This window comes from Sphingopyxis sp., assembly GCF_035250425.1.
In the GTDB taxonomy this organism is placed as follows: Bacteria; Pseudomonadota; Alphaproteobacteria; order Sphingomonadales; family Sphingomonadaceae; genus Sphingopyxis.
Genome location: NZ_DATFFD010000203.1, coordinates 1 through 18,383 on the forward strand (window position 1 = coordinate 1; position 18,383 = coordinate 18,383).

Here is an 18,383-nt window from a genome sequence, read left to right on the forward strand (position 1 = left end):
CTTGACGGAATCAAGCTATCCCCGCCACCCTCGCGCGTACATGTGAGAGCCGGTGACGGGGATAGTTTTTTAATGCAATTGGTAATTGTGGAATCGCCCGCAAAGGCGAAGACGATCGAGAAATATCTGGGGCGCGATTTCAAGGTTCTGGCCAGCTATGGCCATGTCCGCGACCTGCCGCCGAAGGACGGGTCGGTCGATCCCGACGACGGCTTTGCGATGCAGTGGCAGCTGTATCCCGACAAGACGAAGCGGATGAAGGAAATCCAGGACGCGGCGAAGACCGCCGATCGATTGATCCTCGCGACCGACCCTGATCGCGAGGGCGAGGCGATCAGCTGGCATGTGCAGGAATTGCTGCGCAGCAAAAAGGCGTTGCCCGCCGAGGTCGACCGCGTCACTTTCAATGCGATCACCAAGGATGCGGTGCTCACCGCGATGGCGCAGCCGCGCGCGCTCGACGACGACCTGATCGACGCCTATCGCGCCCGCCGCGCGCTCGATTATCTGGTCGGCTTCACCCTGTCTCCGGTGCTGTGGCGCAAGCTGCCCGGCGCGAAATCGGCGGGGCGCGTGCAGTCGGTGACGCTCCGCATGATCGTCGAACGCGAGCGCGAAATCGAAGCCTTTGTTGCGCAGCAATATTGGTCGATCACCGGGCTGTTCGAAATGTCGGGCACGCCGTTCAAGGCGCGCCTTGCGCAGTGGCGCGGCGACAAGATCGAGCGGCTGTCGATCACCAGCGAAGCCGATGCGCGCGCCGCCGAAGCCGATGTGAAGGCGGGGCATTTCACCGTCGATGCGGTCGAAACCAAGCCGCTGACGCGCAACCCGCCGCCGCCCTTTACGACGTCAACCTTGCAACAGGAAGCCGCGCGCAAGCTGGGCTTTTCGGCCAGCCACACGATGCGGGTCGCGCAGGGGCTCTACGAAGACGGCGCGATCACCTATATGCGAACCGACGGCGTCCAGATGGACGGCGCCGCGATCAGCGCGGCGCGCGCCGCGATCGCGAACCGCTATGACGGCGGCTACGTCCCCGACAAGCCGCGCCTCTATCAGACCAAGGCGAAAAATGCCCAGGAGGCCCACGAAGCGATCCGTCCGACCGACTTTTCGAAAGACAAGGCAGGCAGCGGCGATCATGCGCGGCTTTACGAACTGATCTGGAAGCGCGCGATGGCGAGCCAGATGGCCTCGGCGCGGCTCGAGCGGACCAGCATCGATCTGACCGACGGCACCGGAAAAACGATGATGCGCGCCACTGGACAGGTCATCAAATTTCCCGGCTTTCTGGCGCTGTATGACGAAGGCCGCGACGACAGCAACGACGATGACGACGCACGCCTGCTGCCCGCCATGGCCAAGGGCGATGCGCCGGCGAAGACGGGGGTCGAGGTCGAAAGCCACGAAACCCAGCCGCCACCGCGCTATTCCGAAGCCAGCATGGTCAAGAAGATGGAAGAGCTGGGGATCGGGCGTCCATCGACATGGGCGGCGATCCTGCAGGTTCTGAAGGATCGCGCCTATGTGACGGTCGAGAAGAATCGCTTCATTCCGGAAGAAAGCGGGCGGTTGCTGACGGCGTTCCTCGAACGTTTTTTTGCGCGCTATGTCGAATATGATTACACGGCGGGCCTTGAGGAAGAGCTCGATGACGTGTCGGGCGGCCGCGCGCAGTGGCAGGCGGTGCTCGAACGCTTCTGGCGCGATTTCAAGCCGCGCACCGGCGAAGTCATGGAGCAGAAGCCGTCGGAGATCACCGCGGCGCTCGACGAGTTTCTCGGCCCCTATCTCTTCCCCGACAAGGGCGACGGCAGCGACCCGCGCATCTGCCCCAATTGCGGCACCGGGCGGCTCGCGCTGCGCGGCGGCAAGTTCGGGCCGTTCATCGCGTGCAGCAATTATCCCGACTGCAAATATACGCGCAAGTTCGCGCAGCCTGGCGGCAGCGACGGGGCCGATACCGGCCCCGAAACGCTCGGCACCGACCCCGATAGCGGGCTGGAAGTGACGAAGCGCAGCGGACGTTTCGGCCCCTATATCCAGCTCGGGGACGGCAAGGAGGCGAAGCGTTCGTCGATCCCGAAGGACATTCCGGGCGAGGATTTCGATCTCGATTATGCGCTGCGGCTGCTCAGCCTGCCGCGCGAGGTCGGGACGCACCCCGAAAGCGGCAAGGTCATCATGGCAGGGCTGGGGCGTTATGGCCCCTATCTGCTCCACGACGGCAAATATGCGAAGCTGACGGGCACCGCCGAAATCTTCGACATCGGCATGAACGCCGCGGTCGCGCGCATCGCCGACGCGGCGAATGGCGGCGGGCGCGGGCGCACCAAGGCCGAACCGCTCAACAGCTTCGGCCCGCACCCGACGAGCGGCGGCGAGATGAAGCTGATGGAGGGGCGCTTCGGTCCCTATGTGACCGACGGCACGACCAATGCGACTTTGCCCAAAAGCGCCGACCCCGCGACCTTGACGCTCGAAGAGGCGATCGCGCTGATCGACGCGCGCGCGGCAAAGGGGCCGGCGAAGGGTAAGAAGAAGGCGGCGCCGAAAAAGGCTGCGGCGAAGAAAGCCCCGGCCAAGAAGGCGCCCGCAAAGAAGGTTCCAGCAAAAAAGAAAGCGGCCGAGTAACAACGGGCTGAAAGCCGCTCCTCCGTATCTCGTCATTCCCGCGAGAGCGGAAACCCAGCGAGCAGACATCGCTGCAGGGTTTCCGCTCTCGCGGGAATGACGAAGTTTTAGAGTGTCGTACCGGTTGGCGTTCCCGGCGCCCCAAACCCATGATATGGGGGTGCAAACCGGGAGACCTTCTATGCGCCACCTGCTTGCCGCCATCCTGCTCACTATCCTGTCGGCGCTTTCGCTGCCCGCCGCGGCACAGCCATCCCGATACCTCATCTCTGCACAGCCGATGGGCGACGCCCCGCCCGGCGTACAGGCCTGGCGTGTGCAATATTGGACCACGAACGGAAACGGGACGCGCTTCGCGGTCACCGGCATTGTCGCTGCGCCGATGGAGGCGATCCCGCCGCGGCCGCGCCGCGTGATCGCCTGGACCCACGGCGCCTGGGGCGTCGCAGAGAAATGCGCGCCGTCGCTCAGCCCCGATTTCTTTCCTTATAGCGCGGGGATGGACGCGGTGCGCAGCGGCTACGCCGTCGTCGCACCCGACTATATCGGCCTCGCCAGCCCGACGATGCACCCGTTCCTCGTCGGACCCGACACCGCGAATTCGGTGCTCGACGCAGTCCGCGCGGCGCGCGAAATTCCCGGCGCGGCGGCGGGCAACAGCTTTGCCGTCTGGGGCGAATCGCAGGGCGGTCATGCGGCGCTGTGGACGGCGATCACAGCGCGCTCCTATGCGCCTGACCTGACGCTGGTTGCCACCGCCGCGGCGGCCCCACCAACCGACCTCGCCGCCAATCTGCGCGAGGGAAGTGACAAGAACGCGCGCGCGCTGCTGCTATCCTTCGCGCTCCACAGTTGGTCGACGCTCTATGGCTTCCCGCAAGACAGCATCACCAACCGGACCAATCAGGGCATTATTCGCCGTCTGGCCGAGAACAACTGCGTCGCGTTCAACAAGAAGCCGAAGCTCGGCACGATCCTCGGCATCCTCACCATCGCGCGCGCGACGAAGAACAAGGATATTGCGAAGATCGAGCCCTTCGGCAGTTTCGCGCGCACGAACAGCGTCGATCCCGCCCGCGTGCCCGGCCCGCTGCTGATCGCGCAGAGCAGCAAGGACACGATCGTCGCCCCTGCGGTCACCCGCAAGTTCGCGAAGGCAGTTTGCCGGCGCGGAACGCAGCTCCGCTGGATCGAAATGACCGGCGGTCATGGCACGAGCGCGAAGGACAGCGCGCAGGAAACGATCGACTGGATCACCTCCCGCTTCGACGGCAATCCGCCGCCGAACGATTGCCGGCGGTTCTAGAGCAAAAGCAGAAAATCTGAATCAATCCGTATCCCCGAGCGAAGCCGAGGGGCTATGCCGAGCGAAGTCGAGGCCGCGACGTCGGAAGGTTTCGCTTCGCTCGAACGGACTTCTGGTCTTCGTTCGGGGATGCGGATCAGATTTATGGCTCTATGCCCTGGGCTCGCGCCGGCCACCGGGTGTCCAGCCCTATGGTCTGGCGGTGGCGGCCTGGGCGCGTCTGATTTCCAGCCGCTTGGAAGTCGTGCCGGTCTGAGTGAGCAGCTGCTTGTAATATCCGTCCGCCTTTTCACGATTTTTTGAGAGTTGCGCCGCGCGGGCAGCGCCATAGAGGCCACGGAAACGATTGGGGTCGTTCATCAGCGATTGCTCGAAAGCCGCGAGCGCATCCTTTGGACGCCTCAGGTCGAGCAACAGTTCGGCGAGCATCTCGCGCACCGGAATCACGCGACCGGGCATCATGATATGCTCCTCCGTCCTGTCCTCCAGATCGGCGGTATCGCGCATACGCTGCAAGGCCTCGGCGTTGCGGCCTGCCGCACGGGCGATCCAGGCCTCGATTGCGCCGGTCTGGATGTCCGCCTGTTCAATCCAATAGTCCTTCTTCTGAGCGACCATCACCGCTCGCAACCGGGCTAGCCTCGCAATCTCGGTCCTCGCTGCCGGAATGTCGCCATGCCGCGCCGCTCCCAAGCCGCGGGCATAAGCGTTGACCGCTTCGCCTTCGGGGAACCGGCTCCAATCGAACTGCTCACGCGCAGGCTTTAGCGTGAGCCGCGCCGCCGTGTCCCAGTCTCCTCGTTCGAGGGCGTATCGTGCCGGGATCGCCGCCGCCGCATAGGCGATCTGGCGCGCATCCTCGTCGGGTTTGGGCGCGGTGTTGACGAACTCGACCCATTTCATCGCGTCGACGTCGCGCGCCAACTGGAGCGAGGCATAAACCAGATAGTCGATCGCGTGATAGGCGTCGCGGTCGGTCTTCGATGCCGCGTAGGATCGGGCGTTGGTAGCGATCGAATCCTGCCACTGCCCGGTACGCGAGAAGATATGCGAGGGCATGTGCAGCGCATGGGGGGAGTCCGGGGCGATGGCGGCATAGCGCCGGGCCGCCTCCAACCCATGCTTGGCAATCGGCGGAAAGTCATAGGCGTGAATGATGAAGTGGGCGACCCCCGGATGGTTCGGCTGCTGGACGAAAATCTTTTCCAGGATCTCCGCGCTTCTGAGCTGTTGCGCATAGGTCTGATCATTCCGGTCGGCGGTCACCTGAAGCCAGAAGCCATAGAGCACCGCTGCTTCCAAATCCTCGGGATAGCGCAGATAAATTTGTTCCAGCGCCTTCTCATAAGTCTTGGCGCGCTCAGCGAACGGAACACTCGCACGATCCTTGAACAGGCTTTCCACGGCCGCGATATAATGGCGCTCGCGCGGTGTCTTGCCGCCTCCGAGCCGATGCGCCATCTGCACCGCGGCCCAACCCTGCTCTTCGAGCTTGGGCGTCGGCGGCGATCCCAGCGCATTGTCTATGCTCGCGACCGCCTTGGCCCAATAGGCCATGGCGCATGTCGGATCGGCGGAGAGCACGTCGTTCACGGCGCCGTCGATCTTCTCCCAGTAGAAGGAATAGAGAAGGGCCGCGACCGTATTGAACCTAGCCTGCGCTTCGGGCGTGCACGACACTGGGAAGTTCACTTCTCCCAATATCGCCGCTGCACCATGGTGATGATGGTTCTGATCCTGCGCGATAGCGGATGGAGCGCCGCATCCAAGCAAGGCCAGCGTTGCAGCGTAAGGCAAAGCACCCTTCATGCTACCCCCCCTGAATCGATCCACTTCATCTGCGCATTATCCGCGTTAGATGTCGCTATATCGTTCAAACGGCATCTATTCCAGCGATGCCGCAAAGTAACCGGGCGATGAGGGTGTGCCCGCCTTCGCCGGAACGGCCAGACGGGAGATTAATCCACCCAGTCGAGCCCCATGTCGCGGTAGACACCGCGGTCCTCATCCCAGTTTGCCTTGACCTTGACGTGCAGGAACAGGTGGACTTTGCGCCCCAACAGCTCGGCCAGTTCGGCGCGCGATTTGCTGCCGATCTCCTTGATCCGCTCGCCCTTGTGGCCGAGGATGATCGCACGCTGGTTGTCGCGGGCGACGAGGATCTGCTGGTGGATTTCGGCGCTGCCGTCGGGGCGTGTCGTGAATTTTTCGGTCTCGACGGTCGACTGGTACGGCAGCTCCTCGTGGAGCTGGCGGTAGAGTTGTTCGCGCGTGATTTCGGCGGCGAGCATGCGTTCGGGCGCGTCGCTGACCTCGTCCTCGGGGAAGTGCCAGTGGCCTTCAGGCATCAGCGCCGCCAGCGTCGCTTTGAGTTCGGGAACCCCGTCGCCGGTACTTGCCGAGATGAAGAAGGTCTCATCGAATTTGACCCGCTCGTTGAGCTGCGTCGCGATCGTCAGCAATTTGTCCTTCTTCGTCAGGTCGACCTTGTTGAGGACGAGGAACTTCTTCTCGGGCCGCCCCTCGATCCCCTGTAGCACGCGCTCGGCGCGCTCGCCGAGCTTGGCCGCGGCATCGATCATCACAAGGATCGCCTCGGCCTGGTCGAGACTATTCCACGCCGCCGCAACCATCGCGCGGTCGAGCCGGCGGGTGGGGGCGAAGATGCCCGGCGTGTCGATCAAGACGATCTGCGTCTCGCCATCCATCGCGACGCCCATCAACCGCGTGCGCGTCGTCTGCGCCTTCGGGCTGACGATCGCGACCTTCTGGCCGACGAGTGCGTTGACGATGGTCGATTTGCCCGCGTTGGGCGCGCCGACGACGGCGACAAATCCGCAACGGTGGGTCATTCTTTCAATCCTTCGAGTTCGGCGAGCAACGCGGCGGCTGCCGCCTTTTCCGCTGCCTGTTTTGATGCGCCTTCGGCTTCGGCACGCGCGAGCTTGCCGATACTGACCGCGATGCGGAAGCGCGGCGCATGGTCGGGGCCTTCGCGCGCGATGATTTCATATTCGGGCGGACGGCGTTTGCGCGCGAGCGCCCATTCCTGCAGCGCCGCTTTGGGGTGCTTCGGCGCCGCCTGCTGTCCGTCGATCATCTCGCCCCAATGGGCCAGGATGAAGCGGCGCGCCGCATCGGCGCCCTGGTCGAGGTACAGCGCGCCGATCAGCGCCTCGATCGCGTCGGCGGCGATATTGTCGCTGTAACGCCCGCCATCGTTGCGCGCCTGCGCGCCGAAGCGGACGAGGTCGGTGAGTTTCAGCCGCTGCGCGATCGCGGCGCAGGTCGCGCCCGATGCGAGCACATGCAGCCGCGACGACATCTCGCCCTCGCTGGCGGAGGGAAAACGCGTGTAGAGTTCGGACGCGATGACGAGGCCGAGGACGCGGTCGCCGAGGAATTCGAGCCGCTGATAATCGGCGCGCCCGGTGCTGCCGTGCGTCAGCGCCAGATCGTAGAGCGCCGGGTCGTCCGGGGCGCAGCCGATGATTTCGGCGAGCGCCCCGGTATTCAGCGGATCGTTCAAAAACCGTCCCCGATGCGGCCCCAGCGCGCCGCGGTGAACCAGCTGATGGGGTTGATCCAGCTTGCCGACCCGTCGGTCGAGAACATGCCAACGAGCGCGTGGCCGACCAGATTTTCCTCGGGCACCAGCCCGATGCCCTGATTTTCCTCGGCAGGGAAGCGGCTGTCGGCGCTGCGGTCGCGGTTGTCGCCCATCAGGAACAAATGCCCCTCGGGCACGACGACCAGCCGCGTATCGTCCTGAGGGATCGTCGTGATGTCGAGAATATTATAGCTTTTGCCGCTCGGCAGCGTTTCCCTGAACTGCTTGTAGCGGCACTGGCGCTGGCCGTCGGGGGCGATTTCTTCGAATTCGGTCGAATAGCAGGGCAGGGTGCCCGTCGCGCGTGATGCCTCGATCATGTTCGGGGTCACCGGGATGACGAAATCGGCGATTGCCTCGCGCTTCAGCGGCTTGCCGTTCAGCCAGACGATGCCGTCCTTTACCTGCACGCTGTCGCCGGGAAGGCCGATCACGCGCTTGATATAATCATTGTCGGCAACCGGCGGCGCCTTGAACACAACGACGTCGCCGCGTTCGGGGGTGCGCGCGAAAATCCGGCCCGGGATCAGCGGCGCGCTGAACGGCAGGCTGTATTTCGAATAGCCATAGGCCATCTTGTTGACGAGCAGATAGTCGCCGATGAGCAGCCGCGGCTGCATCGATTCCGACGGGATGTTGAACGGCGACAGGAAAAAGCTGCGGAAAATCAGCACTGCGATCGCGAGCAGCGCGAGGAAACGGACGGTGTCGACCGCCTCTTCCTTGGCGGACACCGGTGCCGGAGTCGGGGACGACGGCGCGGGTCCGGTCGGGGGCGTCACATCGGCGGTAAAGCTGGCTTGGGTCATGCCGCGCATTGGCGATGAATAGGTTGCCACGTCAAGCAAATATCGGCGGACGACACTGGCGCGCGGGGGACGGCAGGCTTAGAGAAAGTCCGCGATTCACTCCCCTTCGAGGACAATAGACGATGACAACCGCATCCGACGCCTGGCAGGCTCTTTCGAACTGGCAGCCGCAGAAGCTGATCGATCTGATCGCCGCCGCCCCCGAAACGCGCCTGCAGGCGCTGGTGCGGAGCGTCGCCGACATCCGCTTCGACTTTGCCAAGACGCACCTCGACGCTGCGGCTGTCGGCATTCTCTCCGGCCTCGCCGATGCGCAGGATTTCGCGGGCCGGCGCAAGACGCTCTTCTCGGGCGGCATCGCCAATCCGACCGAAGACCGCGCCGCCGAGCATAGCGCCGAACGCGGCGACGGCGCGCCGGAGTCGGTCCACGCCGCGCAGGCGCTGCATCAGCGGATGCGGATGATGATCGACGCGATCGAGGCCGGCGCATTCGGCGAGATCCGGCACCTGCTCCACATCGGCATCGGCGGCTCGGCACTCGGCCCCGATTTGCTGATCGACGCGCTCGGCCGCCACAGCGACCGCTATGACGTCGCCGTGGTGTCGAACGTCGACGGCGCCGCGCTCGATGAGGTGTTTGCCAAATTCAGCCCCGAACATACGCTGGTCGCGGTCGCGTCGAAGACCTTCACCACGACCGAAACCTTGCTCAACGCCAATTCGGCGCTGCTCTGGCTCGAAGAAGCCGGGGTCGCCGATCCGCTCGGCCGCTTCATCGCGCTGACCGCGAAGCCCGAGCGCGCGATCGAGTGGGGCATCGACGAAACGCGCATCCTGCCGTTCAACGAAAGCGTCGGCGGGCGTTACTCGCTCTGGTCGTCGATCGGCTTTCCCGCCGCGCTCGCGCTCGGCTGGGACGCCTTTGCCGACCTGCTCGAGGGCGCGGCCGAGATGGACCGCCATTTCCGCCTCGCCGACGGCGCCGACAATGTCTGCCTGCTCGCCGCCTTCGCCGACCAGATCTATTCGAACCGGCTCGGCTGCCAGACGCGCGCGGTCTTTGCCTATGACGAGCGGCTGCGGCTGCTTCCGGACTATCTGCAGCAGCTCGAAATGGAATCGAACGGCAAGTCGGTCACCCTCGACGGCCAGCCGGTCGGCCGCGAGAGCGCGCCGATCACCTGGGGCGGCGTCGGCACCGATGCGCAGCATGCGGTGTTCCAGTTGCTGCATCAGGGCACACATCTGACCCCGGTCGAGTTCGTCGTCGCGCGCGAGCCCGACCATCTGCTCGACGATGCGCATCACGAAACGCTCGTCGCGAACTGCATCGCACAGGGCGCGGCGCTGATGACCGGGCGCAAGAGCGAGGATGGTGCGCGCAACTATCCGGGCGACCGTCCGTCGACGACGATCCTGCTCGACCAGGTCGCACCGCGCAGCCTCGGCGCGCTGATCGCTTTCTACGAGCATCGCGTCTTTGCCAACGCCGTGCTGCTCGGGATCAATCCGTTCGATCAGTTCGGTGTCGAGCTGGGCAAGGAAATGGCCAAGGGTCTCGCCGAGGGAACGGTCGAATTCGACGCAGCGACGCAGGCGCTGATGAAGGCCGCGCTCGGCGAATAGGCCTCGGCTCCATCACTGTGACCGCAAAATTCGATTGGCATCGCATGCCGGCGTAACCACATAGGCCGCCGACGCGAACTGCACGCGACACAAAGATCAGGGGTTATTCATGAGCGAGTTTGATTTCGACCTGTTTGTCATCGGCGCCGGGTCGGGCGGAGTTCGCGCCTCGCGCATCGCCGCGTCGCACGGTGCGCGCGTCGCACTGGCCGAGGAATATCGCGTCGGCGGCACGTGCGTCATTCGCGGCTGCGTGCCCAAGAAGCTGCTCGTTTATGGTGCGCATTTCGCCGAGGATCTGAAGGACGCGCGCCAATTCGGCTGGGACGTCCCCGATTGCAAGTTCGACTGGAACCGCCTCCGCGACAATGTCCTGGCCGAGGTCGATCGGCTCGAGGGTCTCTATGGCCAAACGCTCGACAATCACAAGGTCACGCTGTTCAAGACGCGCGCGACCGTCATCGGGCCGCAGAAGGTGCGCCTCGCTGACGGACAGGAAATCAGCGCCGAGCGCATCCTGATCGCGACCGGCGGCTGGCCGCATGTGCCCGAATTTCCGGGAAGCGAGCATGCGATAACCTCGAACGAGGTCTTCCACCTCGACACGCTGCCGAAGCGCGTCGTGATCGCTGGCGGCGGCTATATCGCCAACGAGTTTGCGGGCATCTTCAACGAATTCGGCAGCAAGGTAACGATCGTCAACCGCGGCGATACGATCTTGCGCGGCTATGACGAGCAGATCCGCGACCGGCTTCTCCAGATTTCGATGACCAAGGGCATCGAATTCAAGTTCAACGCGCCGTTCCAGTCGATTGAGAAGAAGGCGGACGGGTCGCTGACCGTTCATCTGGGTGGCTGCGATCCTATCGAGGCCGATGCAGTGCTCGTCGCCGCGGGGCGCGTCCCGAACACCAAGGGGTTGGGGCTCGAGGAGATCGGCGTCGAACTCGACAAGGACGGTGCAGTCAAAGTCGACGAGACGAACCAGTCGTCGGTGCCGAGCATCTATGCCGTCGGCGACGTCACCAACCGCATCCAGCTCACCCCCGTCGCGATCCGCGAGGGGCAGGCGTTTTCCGACAGCGTTTTCGGCGGCAAACCGACCGTCGTCGACTATGTCAATGTCCCGAGCGCGGTGTTCAGCCATCCGCCGATCGGCGCGGTCGGGATGACCGAGGCCGAAGCGCGCAACAAGCTCGGTTCGATCCGCGTCTACACCAGCGATTTCCGCGCGATGAAGAATGTCCTCGCGGGCCGTAACGAGCGCGCGCTGTACAAGATGATCGTCAACGCGGCGACCGACCAGGTCGTCGGGCTGCACATGATCGGCCCTGACGCCCCCGAGATACTTCAGGCGGCGGCGATCGCAGTGAAGGCGGGGCTGACCAAGGCCGATTTCGACAACACCGTCGCGCTGCACCCGAGCATGGCCGAGGAATTGGTGCTGCTGAAATAATCCTGTTACCCTCCTTGCTCAACGAGCGAGGAGGGGCGCATGGCGGGAACGGCATTGGTCACCGGGGGCAGCGGCTATATCGCGGGCTTCCTGATCCGGCAGTTGATCGACAATGGCTGGACCGTCCACACGACCGTCCGCAGTTTGAACCGCGAAGCCGAAGTGCGCGCCTGGCTAGGTGTCGACAACGCTCGGCTGCGCTTCTTCGCCGCCGATCTCGAAAACGACGCCGGCTGGGCCGATGCGATGGCGGGATGCAGCCATGTCGCGCATGTCGCGTCGCCCTTTCCGCTCGGCGTGCCGAACCATGCCGACGAGCTGGTCGTTCCGGCGCGCGAGGGTGCGCTCCGCGCATTGCGCTTTGCCAAAGGAGCGGGGGTCAGGCGGTTCGTCCTGACCTCGTCGATGGCGGCAATCGCTTATGGCCATGGCAAGGGCCGCGACATCTATAGCGAGGCCGACTGGACCAATCTCGATAATCCCGAGGTCATGCCCTATCCGCGCTCGAAGACCGTCGCCGAGCGTGCGGCACGCGACTGGGTGCGGGCGGAGGGCGGCGACATGGAATTCGCCTCGGTCAACCCCGCCGCGGTGTTCGGGCCGTTGCTGTCGGACGACCTCTCGACCTCGATCGAGCTGGTGAAGCAATTGCTCGAGGGCAAGGTGCCGATGTGCCCCGACATCGGGTTCGGGATCATCGACGTCCGCGACGTCGCCGATCTCCATTATCGCGCGCTGACCGCGCCGGGCATTCACGATGAACGATATGTCTGTTCGGGCCCGTTCCTGAAGATGATCGACGTCGCGAACCTGCTCCGCGCGAACCTTGGCGAGCAAGCGCGGAAGGTGCCGAAGCGGAAGATGCCCGACTGGCTGCTCAAGCTGTTCGCGCTGGTGCGGTCCGAGCTGAAACAGCTCGTTGCCGAACTCGGCAACGTTCGCGGCGGCGACAGTAGCCATGCGATGAAGACGCTCGGCTGGACGATGCGGTCGCCCGAGGAAGCGATATTGGCGACGGCACACAGCCTGATCGAGCGGGGGATCGTGAAGGTCTAGAAACCCGTTCGCATCGAGCGAAGTCGAGATGCCGCGAAGGCGTGCGCTGCCGATGGGCGCCTCGACTTCGCTCGACACGAACGGGGGTCAGGCTGGCCTACCCGATCCGGTAAGGCACCACGTCCCTGCGATCCGGGTCGACCAATATCGGACGGTCGCTCGGCGGAAAGGCGCGCTGGTCGCAGTCATCGCGCGGACAGATGCGGCACGACAGGCCGATCCGCGTCGCCGCCTGCGGCGCGCCGACATCGACCCCGTCGGCATAGACGAAATCGCCCGCATATTGCGCCTCGCACCCCAGCGCGACGGCGTAGCGGCGCGGGCTGCGCGCGTAGCTGCCCGACGGCTTCACCAGCCCCTTCGCCATCGACACATAGCGCAGCCCATCGGGCGTCTCGGCGAGCTGGAACAGGATGCGGTCGGGGATCGCCACCGCTTCGTGGACGATCCACAGCGGGCAGGCGCCGCCAAAGCGGGCGAACTGAAGGCGTGTCGCCGAATGCCGCTTGGTGATATTGCCCGCCATGTCGACACGGCAGAAGAACATCGGAATGCCGCGCGCGCCGGGGCGCTGGAGCGTCGAGAGGCGATGGCACGCCTGTTCAAAGCTGACCCCATATTGCATCCGCAGCCGGTCGATGTCGTGGCGCACCGCGCGCGCGCTGGCGCGGAAGGGGGCGTAGGGCATCAGGACAGCACCCGCCGCGTAATTGGCGAGTCCGACGTGGAGCAGCTGGCGCGCGGCGGCAGTGCGCAGCGGCGAGGCCTCGACCACCGCCGCGATTTCCTTTGTCAGCGCGAGCGCCGCCAATTGGTGCGCGAGCTGGAAGCGACGGCTTTCGGCGGGCTGCGACGGGTCGATCACCAGATGCCGCATCGTCGCGTCGAAATCGCGCAGCGCCTGCGTCTGACCGTAAACGATCGAAATGCCGAGCGCATCGCGCAGCCGCCGCTCGATCGTCTCGATAGCGGGGGAGGAGTCTCGCCCGCGCAGCTGGCCCGCCAGGGTTTCCGCCGCGCGGTCGATGCTGTCGACATAATTGCCCGCGTCGTGGAACCAGTCACGCACCTCTTCCCACGGCAGGCGGCTGCCCTCGGCGGTGCCGCCCGTCAGCGCCTCGTCGATGATCTGGAGCCGCTGCCCGGCGCGGCGATAAGCGGCGTGGAGCGCGACGAACTGGTCGGCGAACTGCGGCTGTTGCAGCGCGGCACGTTCGAGCTGTTCGGGAGCGAGCGGCGACGCCGCGAAAAGCGGGTCTGCCGCCGCTTCGCGAAGCGCCCCCGCGCGGCGGTCGCCGGCATCAGCGGTCACCTCCTCCCATTCGAGCGGGAAGAGTCGTTGCAATCGGTCGAGCAGCACCGGGGTCAGCGGGCGGTCGTCGTGCTCGATCTGGCTGAGATAGGAGGTCGAGATGCCGAGTGCGGCGGCGAACTCGGTCTGCTTCATCCACCGCGATTTGCGGAGTACCTTGAGCCGGCTGCCGGCGAAGATGCGTTGGCGCAACATGGCGTTTCTCCTCCTCTCCCCTTGCGGGAGAGGATATGGAGGCTTGGCGGCGAAGCCGCCTAGCCGAAGTTGGAGAGGGGTTGGGACGGGAGTACCCCCTCTCAAGACTTGCTAGGCGACACGTCGCCAAGCCAAGTCTTTCTCTCCCGCAAGGGGAGAGAAATAAGATTCTACTTTGCAAACTACGACTTTGCAACTTTGCAAGTTCACATTTGCCTATGTGCTGCGAAGCGGGCAGACGACGCCTTCCTGTTTTGATGGAGAGCCAAGTGTCCGCCAATATCGCCGAAATGGAACGCCGCCGCGCCGCTGCCGCTCTGGGTGGCGGGCAGAAGCGCATCGACGCGCAGCATGCCAAGGGCAAGCTGACCGCGCGCGAGCGGCTCGATGTGCTGCTCGACGACGGTTCGTTCGAGGAACTCGACACTTATGTCGAGCATAATTGCACCGATTTCGGCATGCAGGACCAGATCGTCCCGGGCGACGGCGTCGTCACCGGATCCGGCACGATCAACGGCCGCCTCGTCTATGTCTTCAGCCAGGACTTCACCGTCTTCGGCGGCTCGCTCTCGGAGCGGCATGCCGAGAAGATCATGAAGGTCATGGACAATGCAATGAAGGTCGGCGCGCCCGTCATTGGCCTCAACGACAGCGGCGGCGCGCGCATCCAGGAGGGCGTCGCGTCGCTTGGCGGCTATGCCGAGGTGTTCCAGCGCAACGTGCTCGCCTCGGGTGTCGTGCCGCAGATCAGCCTCATCATGGGGCCGTGCGCGGGCGGCGCGGTCTACTCGCCCGCGATGACCGACTTCATCTTCATGGTGAAGGACAGCTCATATATGTTCGTCACCGGCCCCGATGTCGTGAAGACCGTGACCAACGAGGTTGTGACGCAGGAAGAACTCGGCGGCGCGATCACGCACACGACGAAAAGCTCGGTCGCCGATCTGGCGTTCGAGAATGACATCGAGGCGCTGCTCGCGGCACGCGACTTCTTCGATTACCTCCCGGAAAACAACCGCAGCGGCGTTCCGGTGCGCCCGACGAGCGATCCCTACGACCGCGCCGAGCCGAGCCTCGACACGCTGATCCCGCCCAATGCGAACCAGCCCTACGACATGCACGAACTAATCCGGAAGACCGTCGACGAGGGCGATTTCTTCGAAGTGCAGCCGGCGCATGCCGCGAACATCATCTGCGGCTTCGGCCGCATCGAGGGGCGCACGATCGGCATCGTCGCGAACCAGCCGCTGGTACTCGCGGGTGTGCTCGACATCAATTCGTCGAAGAAAGCTGCGCGTTTTGTCCGCTTCTGCGACGCGTTCGAAATCCCGATCATCACCTTCGTCGACGTCCCGGGCTTCCTGCCCGGGACCGCGCAGGAATATAATGGCATCATCAAGCATGGCGCGAAGCTGCTCTTCGCCTATGCCGAGGCGACGGTGCCCAAGATCACGGTGATCACGCGCAAAGCCTATGGCGGTGCCTACGACGTGATGGCGTCGAAGCACCTGCGCGGCGATTTGAACTATGCCTGGCCGACCGCCGAGATCGCGGTGATGGGCGCGAAGGGCGCGGTCGAAATCATCTTCCGCAGCGACATCGGCGACCCCGAAAAGATCGCGCAGCGCACGAAGGAATATGAGGATCGTTTCGCGAACCCGTTCGTCGCGGCATCGCGCGGCTATATCGACGAGGTTATCCACCCGCGCAACACGCGCAAGCGGATCGCGCTGGGGCTGCGCAAGCTCAGGAACAAGCAACTCGAAAACCCGTGGAAGAAGCACTGCAATATTCCGCTCTGATCGCCAGGCGCGGATATTATCCCTGTGTGTGATGCCCGACACATAAGAAACACCGGACTGGAGGCAAGGACGGGAGGCGGTTAGAACATGGCCGCCATGTCCTTGATTCCGAAAGAGGTTTGAAGATGCGTAAATTCCTTCTTGGTGCTCTGATTGCTCCCGTCCTGCTGGCGTCACCGGCGGCGTTCGCGTTCGACCCCGACACCCCTGTCGGCGAACCAAAACCCGCTTTTCCAGTGACGCTGGACAGCGAAGAGAACACCACGATCGGCCTTGCGTTCCGGACGGCTTTCGGGCTTCCCAACGGTGCCGAGGCGACGGCCTCGCGTGAAATTGACGGGCGCACATACACCTTTCGTCCCGCCACGATCCACTTGCTGTCGAACAACATCGGCGTGCTGCTGAGCCTCGGCAGCCTCGAAGAAGCGGGGCACAGCGAGGGTGGGATCAACGCGATCCATTATCTGCAGGGCGGCCCATCGGGCTGGCAGCGCAAGGGCGAATGGCTGAACCTCGGTTCGGTCGGCAGCGTCGGCAATGCGGCAACCGCGTGGGGCTTCAGCGACGCGCTGGGCAAGAACGCCTATCTCGTGACGTCAGGCGGCGGCGTATGGCAGGGCTGCGCGATCAGCAGCGCGACGCTGACCGAGCTGGGCCCCAACGGGCCGGTCGATCGCGCGAGCTTCACCGACAGCATGAGCTCGGGCGCCGGACTGAACCAGAACGAGCAGGGCTTTGACGGGCAGATCACCGCGGCTATTCCCGACAAGAGCTTCACGGTCACCTATACGGGAACGCGCGCGATCAAGCAGCAATATGTGCTGAAGAATGGCAAGTACGAACTGGTCGGCAAGGACCAGATTCCGGGGTGCTAAGGCGGATCCAAGGATAGAAAATGGCGAAATATCACGCATTGATCGAATGGGAAGCGTCGCCCGGCGACGATGTTCCAGGTGGAAAATATGGCCGCGGCCATCGTTGGACGTTCGACGAGAATGTGAGCGTTCCGGCGTCGTCGTCGAAGCATGTCGTGCCGCTGCCGTGGTCGGTCGAAGCCGCGGTCGATCCCGAAGAAGCCTTGGTTGCGTCCGCATCGAGCTGTCATATGCTGACCTTCCTCTATCTGGCGGCCAAGGCGGGCTATGCCGTTCAATCCTATCGCGATGCCGCGGCGGGCACGATGGCGAAGGGCGATGACGGGCGCGTCCAGATCACGGGGGTCGCGCTTTCCCCCGCTATCGAATGGCAGGGCGCGGCGCCCGACGCCGCCACCCTCAAGCGGCTGCATCACGACGCGCATGACCAATGCTTTATCGCGAACAGCGTCAAATTCCCGATCGAGGTGGTGCAATGAAACTGGGTCGCCTCAACCATATCGGCGTCGCGACGCCGTCGATCGCCGACAGTATCGTCTTTTACCGTGATGTGATGGGGGCGACGCAGATCCATGAGCCGTTCGACCTCCCCGAGCAGGGGGTCAAGGTGTGCTTCGTCGATACGCCAACGGACAGCGGTCTCAACGGCACGCAGATCGAGCTGGTCGAGCCGCTGCCCGGCAATACGTCGATTGCGGGGTTCCTCGAGAAGAACCCGGCGGGCGGCCAGCATCATATGTGCTATGAAGTGCCCGATATTCACGCCGCCAAGGCCGAGTTCGAGACGATGGGCAAGCGCGTGCTCGGCGAGCCGCGCATCGGGGCGCACGGGACGCTGATCTTCTTCCTCCACCCCAAGGATATGGGCGGGGTGCTGACCGAAATTATGGAGACGCCGAAGGGCGACCACTAATTTTTCTCCTCTCCCCTTGCGGGAGAGGAAAGTGAAGGTTGGGGACGTGTCCCCTACCGGAACTTGGAGAGGGGTTGGTTGGCGAGCCGGTGGCTCGCGACCCCTCTCCCAGCTTCGACTAGCCAGCAAGCTGGCAAGTCTTCGCATCCCTCTCCCGCAAGGGGAGAGGGGGATTGGGAATTGAGACTATGACTGACAAGCCGACCATCGACCAATGGGCCGCCGCCGCGGAAAAGGAAGTGAAGGGCAAGAACCTCACCTGGGCGACACCCGAGGGGATCGACGTCAAGCCGCTCTACACCGCCGGCGATGTCCAGACCGATCCCGGCCTGCCCGGCTTCGCGCCCTTCACCCGCGGCGTGCGCGCATCGATGTATGCGGGGCGGCCGTGGACGATCCGGCAATATGCGGGCTTCTCGACCGCCGAGGAATCGAACGCTTTCTATCGCCGCAACCTCGCCGCGGGGCAAAAGGGGCTGTCGGTCGCCTTCGATCTCGCGACGCACCGCGGCTATGACAGCGACCACCCGCGCGTCGTCGGCGACGTCGGCAAGGCCGGCGTCGCGATCGACAGCGTCGAGGATATGAAGATCCTCTTCGACGGCATCCCGCTCGACCAGATGTCCGTCAGCATGACGATGAACGGCGCGGTGATCCCGATCCTCGCTTTCTTCATCGTCGCGGGCGAGGAGCAGGGGGTCGACCGCAAGCTGCTCGACGGGACGATCCAGAACGACATCCTCAAGGAGTTCATGGTCCGCAACACCTATATCTACCCGCCCGA

Annotated in this window: 15 protein-coding genes; 10 read left to right on the plus strand and 5 right to left on the minus strand. The window is 64.3% G+C overall.

What is annotated here, in order from left to right; genetic code table 11:
- The first annotated feature begins 72 nt into the window (after positions 1-72).
- Both topA and VJ811_RS12040 read left to right on the plus strand, forming a co-directional pair.
- Complete coding sequence (topA, locus tag VJ811_RS12035) at positions 73-2,637, plus strand: type I DNA topoisomerase (protein WP_324072619.1); 2,565 nt, start codon at positions 73-75, stop codon at positions 2,635-2,637.
- Positions 2,638-2,818: 181 nt separating this feature from the next.
- The gene (locus VJ811_RS12040; protein ID WP_324072620.1) at positions 2,819-3,943 is read left to right on the plus strand and encodes an alpha/beta fold hydrolase; all 1,125 of its coding nucleotides are present in this window, start codon (positions 2,819-2,821) and stop codon (positions 3,941-3,943) included.
- 189 nt (positions 3,944-4,132) lie between these two features.
- Here VJ811_RS12040 and VJ811_RS12045 read toward each other — a convergent pair whose 3' ends face one another.
- From VJ811_RS12045 to lepB, 4 genes are all read right to left on the minus strand, one after another.
- Positions 4,133-5,752, minus strand: coding sequence for a hypothetical protein (locus tag VJ811_RS12045; protein WP_324072622.1), 1,620 nt, complete (start codon positions 5,750-5,752; stop codon positions 4,133-4,135).
- Positions 5,753-5,901: 149 nt separating this feature from the next.
- Positions 5,902-6,795, minus strand: coding sequence for a GTPase Era (era, locus tag VJ811_RS12050; RefSeq protein ID WP_324072624.1), 894 nt, complete (start codon positions 6,793-6,795; stop codon positions 5,902-5,904).
- Entirely contained in the window at positions 6,792-7,472 is a 681-nt protein-coding gene (rnc, locus tag VJ811_RS12055) for a ribonuclease III (RefSeq protein WP_324072626.1), read from the minus strand. The genes era and rnc overlap by 4 nt, the downstream gene beginning before the upstream one ends.
- A complete protein-coding gene (gene lepB, locus VJ811_RS12060; protein WP_324072645.1) occupies positions 7,469-8,287 on the minus strand; it encodes a signal peptidase I in 819 nt (272 codons plus the stop codon). The genes rnc and lepB overlap by 4 nt, the downstream gene beginning before the upstream one ends.
- A gap of 197 nt (positions 8,288-8,484) precedes the next feature.
- Here lepB and pgi point away from each other — a divergent pair, with 197 nt between their 5' ends.
- The 3 genes from pgi (at position 8,485) to VJ811_RS12075 (ending at position 12,502) form a co-directional block, all read left to right on the plus strand.
- Positions 8,485-9,990 carry a glucose-6-phosphate isomerase gene (gene pgi / locus VJ811_RS12065; protein ID WP_324072628.1) on the plus strand — a complete coding sequence of 502 codons (1,506 nt, stop codon included), beginning with the start codon at positions 8,485-8,487 and terminating at the stop codon, positions 9,988-9,990.
- A gap of 109 nt (positions 9,991-10,099) precedes the next feature.
- The gene (gor, locus tag VJ811_RS12070) at positions 10,100-11,446 is read left to right on the plus strand and encodes a glutathione-disulfide reductase (RefSeq protein ID WP_324072630.1); all 1,347 of its coding nucleotides are present in this window, start codon (positions 10,100-10,102) and stop codon (positions 11,444-11,446) included.
- 39 nt (positions 11,447-11,485) lie between these two features.
- Positions 11,486-12,502: an NAD-dependent epimerase/dehydratase family protein gene (locus VJ811_RS12075; RefSeq protein WP_324072633.1), complete on the plus strand. Its 1,017-nt coding sequence runs from the start codon at positions 11,486-11,488 to the stop codon at positions 12,500-12,502.
- Positions 12,503-12,599: 97 nt separating this feature from the next.
- Here the strand turns inward: VJ811_RS12075 and VJ811_RS12080 are convergent, their stop codons facing one another.
- Positions 12,600-14,009 carry a helix-turn-helix domain-containing protein gene (locus VJ811_RS12080; RefSeq protein WP_324072635.1) on the minus strand — a complete coding sequence of 470 codons (1,410 nt, stop codon included), beginning with the start codon at positions 14,007-14,009 and terminating at the stop codon, positions 12,600-12,602.
- 269 nt (positions 14,010-14,278) lie between these two features.
- On the opposite strand from VJ811_RS12080, the gene VJ811_RS12085 reads away from it, so the two are divergent.
- The 5 genes from VJ811_RS12085 to VJ811_RS12105 all read left to right on the plus strand — a co-directional run.
- Positions 14,279-15,811 carry an acyl-CoA carboxylase subunit beta gene (locus VJ811_RS12085; protein WP_324072637.1) on the plus strand — a complete coding sequence of 511 codons (1,533 nt, stop codon included), beginning with the start codon at positions 14,279-14,281 and terminating at the stop codon, positions 15,809-15,811.
- Positions 15,812-15,936: 125 nt separating this feature from the next.
- Complete coding sequence (locus VJ811_RS12090) at positions 15,937-16,686, plus strand: hypothetical protein (RefSeq protein WP_324072639.1); 750 nt, start codon at positions 15,937-15,939, stop codon at positions 16,684-16,686.
- A gap of 20 nt (positions 16,687-16,706) precedes the next feature.
- Positions 16,707-17,165, plus strand: a complete 459-nt coding sequence (locus VJ811_RS12095; RefSeq protein WP_324072640.1) for an OsmC family protein — start codon at positions 16,707-16,709, stop codon at positions 17,163-17,165.
- Positions 17,162-17,599: a methylmalonyl-CoA epimerase gene (gene mce / locus VJ811_RS12100; RefSeq protein WP_324072641.1), complete on the plus strand. Its 438-nt coding sequence runs from the start codon at positions 17,162-17,164 to the stop codon at positions 17,597-17,599. The genes VJ811_RS12095 and mce overlap by 4 nt, the downstream gene beginning before the upstream one ends.
- A 188-nt stretch (positions 17,600-17,787) precedes the next feature.
- Positions 17,788-18,383, plus strand: a 596-nt coding sequence (locus tag VJ811_RS12105; protein WP_324072643.1) for a methylmalonyl-CoA mutase family protein, incomplete at its 3' end; no start/stop codon positions are given.

Excerpts from the sequence above, each read along its gene's own strand:
- topA (WP_324072619.1), top strand. The coding sequence starts at position 73 with ATGCAATTGGTAATTGTGGAATCGCCCGCAAAGGCGAAGACGATCGAG.
- VJ811_RS12040 (WP_324072620.1), top strand. The coding sequence starts at position 2,819 with ATGCGCCACCTGCTTGCCGCCATCCTGCTCACTATCCTGTCGGCGCTT.
- VJ811_RS12045 (WP_324072622.1), bottom strand. The coding sequence starts at position 5,752 with ATGAAGGGTGCTTTGCCTTACGCTGCAACGCTGGCCTTGCTTGGATGC.
- era (WP_324072624.1), bottom strand. The coding sequence starts at position 6,795 with ATGACCCACCGTTGCGGATTTGTCGCCGTCGTCGGCGCGCCCAACGCG.
- pgi (WP_324072628.1), top strand. The coding sequence starts at position 8,485 with ATGACAACCGCATCCGACGCCTGGCAGGCTCTTTCGAACTGGCAGCCG.
- gor (WP_324072630.1), top strand. The coding sequence starts at position 10,100 with ATGAGCGAGTTTGATTTCGACCTGTTTGTCATCGGCGCCGGGTCGGGC.
- VJ811_RS12075 (WP_324072633.1), top strand. The coding sequence starts at position 11,486 with ATGGCGGGAACGGCATTGGTCACCGGGGGCAGCGGCTATATCGCGGGC.
- VJ811_RS12080 (WP_324072635.1), bottom strand. The coding sequence starts at position 14,009 with ATGTTGCGCCAACGCATCTTCGCCGGCAGCCGGCTCAAGGTACTCCGC.
- VJ811_RS12090 (WP_324072639.1), top strand. The coding sequence starts at position 15,937 with ATGCGTAAATTCCTTCTTGGTGCTCTGATTGCTCCCGTCCTGCTGGCG.
- VJ811_RS12095 (WP_324072640.1), top strand. The coding sequence starts at position 16,707 with ATGGCGAAATATCACGCATTGATCGAATGGGAAGCGTCGCCCGGCGAC.
- mce (WP_324072641.1), top strand. The coding sequence starts at position 17,162 with ATGAAACTGGGTCGCCTCAACCATATCGGCGTCGCGACGCCGTCGATC.